Annotated in this window: 7 protein-coding genes; 3 read left to right on the top strand and 4 right to left on the bottom strand. The window is 64.6% G+C overall.

Translation table 11 applies throughout. The features are described from left to right. A partial coding sequence (locus JFC13_RS10990) for a TSUP family transporter (protein WP_198397124.1) occupies positions 1-789 on the bottom strand: 789 nt, incomplete at its 3' end. A gap of 13 nt (positions 790-802) precedes the next feature. Beyond that, positions 803-2,650: a proline--tRNA ligase gene (locus tag JFC13_RS10985; RefSeq protein ID WP_198397094.1), complete on the bottom strand. Its 1,848-nt coding sequence runs from the start codon at positions 2,648-2,650 to the stop codon at positions 803-805. Between the two features lie 198 nt (positions 2,651-2,848). Here JFC13_RS10985 and JFC13_RS10980 point away from each other — a divergent pair, with 198 nt between their 5' ends. After that, positions 2,849-3,661 carry an NUDIX hydrolase gene (locus JFC13_RS10980; protein ID WP_332839390.1) on the top strand — a complete coding sequence of 271 codons (813 nt, stop codon included), beginning with the start codon at positions 2,849-2,851 and terminating at the stop codon, positions 3,659-3,661. Positions 3,662-3,793: 132 nt separating this feature from the next. Further along, a complete protein-coding gene (locus tag JFC13_RS10975) occupies positions 3,794-4,210 on the top strand; it encodes an RNA-binding S4 domain-containing protein (protein ID WP_143922516.1) in 417 nt (138 codons plus the stop codon). Between the two features lie 256 nt (positions 4,211-4,466). On the opposite strand, the gene JFC13_RS10970 is transcribed toward JFC13_RS10975, so the two are convergent. Next, the gene (locus tag JFC13_RS10970) at positions 4,467-5,345 is read right to left on the bottom strand and encodes a GNAT family N-acetyltransferase (RefSeq protein ID WP_198397093.1); all 879 of its coding nucleotides are present in this window, start codon (positions 5,343-5,345) and stop codon (positions 4,467-4,469) included. A 59-nt stretch (positions 5,346-5,404) separates the two neighbouring features. Further along, positions 5,405-6,553 carry a flavodoxin-dependent (E)-4-hydroxy-3-methylbut-2-enyl-diphosphate synthase gene (gene ispG / locus JFC13_RS10965; RefSeq protein ID WP_198397092.1) on the bottom strand — a complete coding sequence of 383 codons (1,149 nt, stop codon included), beginning with the start codon at positions 6,551-6,553 and terminating at the stop codon, positions 5,405-5,407. A 201-nt stretch (positions 6,554-6,754) separates the two neighbouring features. On the opposite strand from ispG, the gene JFC13_RS10960 reads away from it, so the two are divergent. Then, positions 6,755-8,185: a serine hydrolase domain-containing protein gene (locus tag JFC13_RS10960; protein WP_198397091.1), complete on the top strand. Its 1,431-nt coding sequence runs from the start codon at positions 6,755-6,757 to the stop codon at positions 8,183-8,185. The last annotated feature ends 16 nt before the right edge of the window (positions 8,186-8,201 follow it).

Here is an 8,201-nt window from a genome sequence, read left to right as displayed (position 1 = left end):
GATCACGTCGTAGCCGAGTTTGAGGATCATCGCGGAGACCACGATGACGAAGACGAGACGGACGAATCCCGACCCCTTCTTCAGAGCTGTCCGCGCCCCGAAGATGCCGCCGGCGACATTTCCCACGGCCACGACCAGGCCGAGCGCCCACACGACCTGACCGTCGGGGATGAAGTAGACGAGCGCCCCGAAGTTCGTCGCCCAGTTGATCACCTTCGCCGTGGCCGAGGCCTGGAGGAATGAGAATCCGATGACCGTGACGAACGCAATGACGAGGAACGATCCGGTGCCCGGGCCCAGCACACCATCGTAGATGCCGATGACCAGGCCGATCAGCCACGACAGGCCGTGGTGGCGTTTCGAGGACTCCCCGAAGCGCAGGCTCGCATCGGCGCCGAGGCTAGGGTTGAGAACCGTGAAGGCTCCGACTCCGATGAGTGCGGCGAGGATAATCGGGGTGAAGAGCTCGCTGGGGATGAAGGTCGCGAGCTTTGCTCCGAGCACGGCCCCGAGGAAGGCCGTGGCCGCGGCCGGGATGGTCGCGGATCGGTCGGGTGTGATCTTGCGCAGATAGGTCACCGCCGAGGCGGTCGTACCCGCGATCGAACCCACCTTGTTCGTGGCGACCGCTTGGACCGGTGTCATGCCCGGCACCAGCAGCAGTGCCGGGAGCTGAATGAGTCCACCGCCTCCGACGACGGCGTCGATCCAACCGGCGAGTGCTCCTGCGGCCAGCAGCCACAGGAGCATACCGAGAGTGACGTCGATGCCTGAGGTGAGTGCCTCCATCACCTGCGTCGGTTCAACGTGCGGAGGTTTCGGAGAGCGCCTCGTCTGCCGCGGCATCGGCCTTGGCGTAGGCGGCGCGGACCGTGGCCACGGTGGCCGCGACCACCTCGGCGACGGGCTGTTCTGACTTCTCATCGGCCAGTCGATCGCGGACCTCGACCTTGCCCTCGGCCAGTCCGCGCCCCACGACGATCACGGTCGGGATGCCGATGAGTTCGGCGTCGGCGAACTTGAAGCCGGGTGAGACCTTGTTGCGGTCGTCGAGGAGGACGGTGATGCCTTCGGCTTCCAGTTCGGCGGTCATCGTCTCGGCTGCCTCGGCGATCTCCTCGCCCTTGCCTGCCGCGATGATGTGCACATCGGCCGGGGCCAGGTGCTGGGGCCAGAGGAGACCGGATTCGCTGTGATATTCCTCCGCGATGCAGGCCATGACACGGGTGACGCCGAGGCCGTAGGAGCCCATGGTCACGGTCGTGGCCTTGCCGTTCTGGTCGAGGACCTTGAGGTCGAGGGCCTCGGCGTACTTGCGGCCGAGCTTGAAGATCTGACCGATCTCGACGCCGCGTGCCAGCTCGAGCGGTCCCGAACCGTCGGGTGCGGGGTCGCCGAGGACCACCTCGGCGGATTCGATGGTGCCGTCGGCGATGAAGTCGCGTCCGGCGACGAGGTCGAAGACGTGCCGGCCGGGCTCGTTGGCGCCGGTGATCCAGCGGGTGCCCTCGACGACTCGGGGGTCGAGGAGGAAACGGAGCTTCGAGGTACCCTCGAGACCGAGGAGCTGGTTGTCGAGGTTGAGGCCCGGTCCGATGTAGCCCTTGACGAGTTCCGGGTGGGCGGCGAGGTCTTCGGCGGTGGCGGCTTCGAGGTCGACTTCGCCGTTGCCGAGCATTCCTGTGCCGGCGGCGCGGTCGAGGTCGACATCACGATCGCCGGGCAGGCCGATGACGATGATCTCGCGGGTGCCGTCGGGGTGGGTGACGGCGCAGACGACGTTCTTGAGCGTATCGGCGGCGGTCCAGGCGCGGTCTTCGCGGGGGTGGTTCGCATTTGCGGCATCAACGAGGGACTCGATGGTAGGTGTGTCAGGGGTGTCCTCGACGTGAGCGGCGGGTGAGTTCTGATACGGGATCGTCTCGGGCACGATCGAGGTCACGGCCTCGACGTTGGCGGCGTATCCTCCGGGTGAGCGGACGAAGGTGTCCTCGCCGACCTCGGAGGGGTAGATGAACTCCTCGGTGCCGGAGCCGCCCATGGCTCCGGGGGTGGCCTTGACCGGCAGGCAGGGCAGGCCGAGTCGGGCGAAGGCCCGCAGGTAGGCCACGCGCATCGCTTCGTAGGAGGCGTCGAGTCCGGCGTCGTCGATGTCGAAGGAGTAGGCGTCCTTCATGATGAACTCGCGTCCGCGCAGCAGGCCTGCGCGGGGCCTGGCCTCGTCACGGTATTTGGTCTGGACCTGGAAGATCGAGAGCGGGAGGTCCTTGTAGGAGGAGTAGAGATCCTTGACGAGAAGGGTGAAGACCTCTTCGTGGGTGGGGGCGAGGATGTAGTCGTTGTCCCTGCGGTCCTTGAGGTGGAACAGATCGGGACCGAAGGCCTCCCAGCGTCCGGACTTCCGGTACGGATCGGCGGGCAGCAGTCCAGGGAAATGGACTTCCTGCGATCCGGCTGTGGCCATCTCCTCGCGCACGATGGCTTCGATCTTGCCCAGGACCTTCAGTCCCAACGGCAGCCATGTGTAGATCCCCGGGGCCGATCGGCGGATGTATCCCGCACGGTGCAGAAGTCTGTGGCTGGCGACCTCGGCTCCGACCGGGTCCTCCTTCTGGGTTCGCACAAACAGGGACGACATGCGCAGGGCCATGGGTGATACTCCTCAACTTGTCAAGACTCAGATCGAACACTATCGCACGCGAGTATCCGCACGGCAATTATGAGGCAGAACCGATCAGACCGGCGACCGAGGACAGTCATCTGGCAAGTCCGATTCTGCCGCGAGCCGACCATCGATTCGTCGAGTGATGGGCCTGGATTTCTCAGGTGATGGAAGCGAATTAGACTGGTGGGCACACACGTCCACCAGGGCCTGAGCGATTCAGGCCGATTCGCTGACCCGACCGACTCGCTGACCGATACGAAGAGCATGCCTGATTCCACTCAACTGACGCAGTTCCCGCGGCCCTCGGTCGCGGTCGACACCGCGGTCCTCTGCCCCGTCCCCCGACGTGGCCTGCACGTGCTCCTCACCCATTCCGGCGACGGCGCGTGGCAGCTGCCGGGGTCGATTCTTCGGCCCCAGGAACGACTCGCCGAGGCTGTTGCCCGGTGCCTGCGTGAAAAAGCGCGGCTCATCGATCGCGCCCCAGTTCAGCTCCATGTCTTCGACCAGCCCGATCGTGACGATCGCGGGTGGGTGATCTCCGTGGCGCACCTCGATGTGCTGTCGACGAGAGATGTGGGATTCGGAGACGCGAGTTCCCCGGAGACCGAGCCCGACCCTAAGGACGCGCGCCGGCGCAAACTGGCACCCGTGCATTCGGTCCGTGAGCTCAGCGCCGAACATCAGGAGATCGTCCGAGTTGCGGTCCACCGCCTGCGTTCGCTGCATGAGCGCACGCCCGACCCGTTCGGGCTGCTTCCGGACGAGTTCTCGCTGCGGCAGCTGCGTGAGCTGCATGAGATCGTCTCGGGAGAGGACCTGCAGGCAGACACCTTCCGCCGCACGATGCTGCCGCTGCTGGCACCCACCGGTCAGGCCGTGTCCCAGGGACGCGGCCGCCCCGCGCAGACATTCACCCGCCGCGCCGAGATCGCCCTGCGTCGCGATGCAGACATCGTGGGCCCGAGGATCGATGCTGACGATGGTGGGCACTGAGGATGGTGCTCATACGCAGCGGAGGCCGGCGCACATCGACGCAGCGGAGGCCGGCTGTGATGGACACTGAGGTAGTTGAGGTAGTTGAGGTAGTTGAGGTAGTTGAGGTAGTTGAGGTAGTGGAGGCTGACCGTGGAGATTGACCGCTCACCCGGCAAGCACGTTCGCGTGGACGTGTGGCTGTGGACGACAAGGATGTTCAAGACCCGAAACCTGGCTACTCAGGCCTGCCGTGGCGGTCACGTCCAAGTCGAGGGTCAGCGTGTCAAGGCAGCGCAGAAGGTCTCCATCGGCCAAGAGGTGCGCGTACGCAAGGCCAGCACCGAGTTCATCTGGAAGATCACCGGCTTCGTACCCACACGTCCGCAGTCATCGATCGCCGTGCAGTGCTATGAGGATCTCACCCCGCCGCCGGATCCTGCTCTGCGTGGATTCGTCCCCCGCAGAGACAAGGGCTTGGGTCGACCGACGAAGAAGGACCGCCGGGAGATGGAGAAGTTCCTGGGCGACATGGCCAAGCCTCGGAACCGAGACCGCCGAGACCCCTGAAACCGTCGCTGCCGTCTCAGCCGTCTCTGCGCCTGACGTCGTCGAGAGACGATCGCAGCCTCGAAAGCACACTCCCTGAAGTCGGCTCTCCGTTCTGAGCTCTGCTCTCGACGCGAAGCTCTGCTCTCGACGCGAAGCTCTGCTCTCGACGCGAGATTCTGCCACGCGTTGTCATTGGTCCGAGGCTGGTCGGGGGCTGGTCCGTGGCCGGTGCGGGGCTGGTCGGAGGCCGCCTTGACGCCGTCGCTGCGGCCGGTCAGTACATGATCGTGGCGAAGGTGCCGACCTGTTCGAAGCCGACCCGTGTGTACATGCGCAGGGCCACCTCGTTGTAATCATTGGCGTAGAGGCTCACAGTGGAGTGCCCGGCCGCCCTGGTCTGCGCCACGACTGCCGCCATTCCTGCAGCACCCAGACCCTGCTGCCGCACGTCGGGATGGACCCAGACGCCCTGAACCTGAACGATGCGCGGTGCCCGGATGCCGATGTCTGCTTTGAACAGCACCTGCTCGGGCTGGTCCGTCGCGGGCCAGCGTCGCACCGGGCCACCTTGGGGCAGTGTGTCCGAGATGCGGGCAAAGCAGTTCTTACCCCTGATGATGTTGCGGACGCGAGCCAGATAGCTTGACTGGCCGCCTTCGATCGGAGAGAAGCCCACCTCGTTGGTGAACATGTCGACACTGGCTGAGAACACCGCGGGCAGCTGTTCCACCGTGACCAGTCGCACCGCCTCGTCGGGTTCGATCAAGGGGTCTGAGCTGATCGCCAACAGCGGCTGCCGGTCACGGATGCCGCGGGGGCGTCCCCAGTTCAGGCGGCTGTGCAGATCGAGGATGATCTCACGGGAACCGATGAGGGAGCAGGAGTAGCGCCCATCGGCATTGAGCTTCTGCGCCAATGCCTGATTCGTTCCTGGGGTCGCAGCCACGGGAATGATGTTGCCGCCCACCCAGTAGGCTGCCACCGGCCGGTCGCCATCGAAGACACCCAGCAGGGAACCGGCGGGTGAGCCCATCTGCGCTGTACCCGTGACTTCGAGCAGCGCGATGAGGTAGACGTTCTCACACGGGTTGAGCGCGAGCAGACTCTTGAGCCAACCGGTGTGCTGATGTCCCAGACGAGTGACTCTCAGCACGGGAGAGCCTCCTTGTTCTGATCCTCACACACCGGGCAGTTTTCCGAACGGGTCGGGTATCAGCCGACGACGACGTCGGGAGATCCGGACGGGGCGTCGGACTCCGCTGCGATGCGATTGGCCTCTTCGATGAGGGTCTCGACGATCAGGGCCTCGGGCACGGTCTTGATGACCTCACCCTTGACGAAGATCTGGCCCTTGCCGTTGCCGCTGGCCACACCGAGGTCGGCTTCGCGCGCCTCACCGGGACCGTTGACGACGCAGCCCATGACAGCGACTCGCAGAGGAACTTCCATACCTTCAAGTCCAGCTGTGACCTTGTCCGCCAACGAGTACACGTCGACCTGGGCACGTCCACAGGACGGGCACGAGACGATTTCGAGTTTGCGAGGTTTGAGGTTGAGACTCTCCAGGATCTGGTTGCCGACCTTGATCTCCTCCACGGGAGGGGCCGAGAGGGAGACGCGGATCGTGTCGCCGATGCCCTGCGACAGCAGTGTGCCGAAGGCGGTGGCGGATTTGATCGTGCCCTGGAAGGCGGGCCCGGCCTCGGTCACGCCCAGGTGCAGGGGCCAGTCGCCGCGCTCAGCGAGCATCTCGTATGCCCGAACCATGACCACAGGGTCGTTGTGCTTGACGGAGATCTTGAAGTCGTGGAAGTCGTGCTCTTCGAACAGCGATGCCTCCCACACGGCGGACTCGACGAGCGCCTCCGGAGTGGCCTTGCCGTACTTCTCCATGATCCGCTTGTCCAACGATCCGGCATTGACACCGATCCGGATCGAGGTTCCGGCGTCACTTGCCGCCTTCGCGATCTCCTTGACCTGGTCGTCGAACTTGCGGATGTTGCCGGGGTTGACACGCACAGCGGCGCAACCGGCGTCAATCGCGGCGTAGACGTACTTCGGCTGGAAGTGGATGTCGGCGATGACCGGAATCTGCGACTTCTGCGCGATCGCCGGCAGCGCCGCAGCATCATCGGGCGACGGGCAGGCCACACGCACGATGTCACAGCCCGAGGCTGTGAGCTCGGCGATCTGCTGCAGAGTGGCGTTGATGTCTGTGGTCTGAGTCGTCGTCATCGACTGGACGCTGACAGGGAAATCGGAACCGACGCCGACCTTTCCGACCTGGATCTGTCTCGTCTTCCGTCGCGGCGAGAGCACAGGAGGTGGTGGGGCAGGCATTCCGAGGTTGACCGATGTCACGAAGACAATCCCTTCATTGACGACTAGTGACCAGACTGATCGTTCGAGTCATTCATATTGTAGGACGTCAAACCGTGTCCGGGCTCCTCGACCACGGTGTGATCGCTCACCACAGCATCCTTTCGCAGGTATTGTGAAGGAAACTTGCCGTCCGATCAGAAGATCCGAGCAGAGGAGATGTCTGTGAGCCGAGGAGCTTCAATGCCGTTCACCCACCCCGATGTCCAGGCCATCGTCGGTCGCCTCGAGACTGCAGCCGATGCCCTCGCAGAGCAGGGCGGAACACTCGCCTGGGGTGTCTTTCGCCGAGGCGAGACGGGGACAGCTGCCAATGGCGACGTTCCGTACCGGATCGCGTCGATGACGAAGTCCTTCACGGCCGCCGCCATCGGTCTCCTCGCCGCCGATGGTCTGGATCTTGACAGCCCGCTGGACCGGATCATCCCCGAACTCACAGGCACTTCGATTGCCGACCGCACCTGCCGACAGGCGCTGACGATGGGCACCGGGTTCACGAAGGACGACCCTTGGGCCGATCGGGTGGAGGCGATGACGCGCACCGAACTCATCGACTACATCAAGCGCGGAGCCATCCCCATCGCCCCAGCCGATACCGGATACGAGTACTCCAACCTCGGCTACGCACTCCTCGGGCTCGTCACGGAATCCTTGACCGGGAAGTCGTTCATCGAATTCGTCACCGCCGAGGTGCTGCATCCTTTCGGTCTCAGTCGCACCGGTTTCGACGTCGCCGATTTCCCAGACCTGATGCCCGGCATCCGCATCGACCGCAACGGCGAAGGCCACCCGGCCGAACTCACCGGCCCAGGCGTCTTCTCTCCGATCGGCGGAGCCATCTCCACGGTCAACGACATCGGCACTTGGATGAATGCCCATATGGACGCCCTGGACGACCTCGACGCCTATGCGCCGGGAGCACTGCCGCGGATCCTCACGGACAACCAGCAGTCGCATCGACTCGTCGAGGTGCAGAGAAGCGAGCACCATATCGAATCCGTCAACTACGGCTTCGGCCTGCAGCCCCGTCTCGACTCCCGCTTCGGTCGCGTCGTCTGCCATTCCGGCGGCTACCCCGGGTACGGCTCGCACATGCGCTGGCTCCCAGACCTGGGCCTGAGCATCGTCGTGTTGGGCAATACGACGTACTACCCGGCCGAAAGCACCGTCAGAGACGCCGTCGACGCCGGCTGGGCCGCGGCCACGGGCGATCCCGGTCTGCGGCTGACACGCACATCCACCTCGGTGCCGGCGCCTCACCACCTCGTCGCACCCGAACAGTCCGCGACCGTGCTGCGGGCAGCGAACCTGGTCATCGACTTCGACGAGAGCGTCGCCGACGAACTCTTCACCGTCAACATGGACCTCGACGAGCCCCGTGCCGAACGCCGTGAACGATTCGACGCGTGGAGACACGAGCTGCAGCTGACTCAGCCCTTCACACCTGACGATGTCACCATGACGACTCCGCTGAAGGGGACCGTGACTGTTTCTGACTCGCGGACCGGAGGAGAAACCGACTCGGCGAACACGATTGCGACGATCACGACGGCGACGATCACGGTGAGCTTGGACCACCTCGGCGAGGTGCAGACGATCTCGCTGAGCAGCTGAGGGTGCCTCTCCGGAG

This window comes from Brevibacterium antiquum (genome assembly GCF_016107655.1).
GTDB classification, from domain to species: domain Bacteria; phylum Actinomycetota; class Actinomycetes; order Actinomycetales; family Brevibacteriaceae; genus Brevibacterium; species Brevibacterium antiquum.
Note: the sequence above shows the minus strand (reverse complement) of the source record. Positions and strands in the feature narration are given on the sequence as shown.

Bases quoted from the DNA above. Each gene is read 5' to 3' on its own strand.
- JFC13_RS10985 (WP_198397094.1), bottom strand. From the start codon at position 2,650: ATGGCCCTGCGCATGTCGTCCCTGTTTGTGCGAACCCAGAAGGAGGAC.
- JFC13_RS10960 (WP_198397091.1), top strand. From the start codon at position 6,755: ATGCCGTTCACCCACCCCGATGTCCAGGCCATCGTCGGTCGCCTCGAG.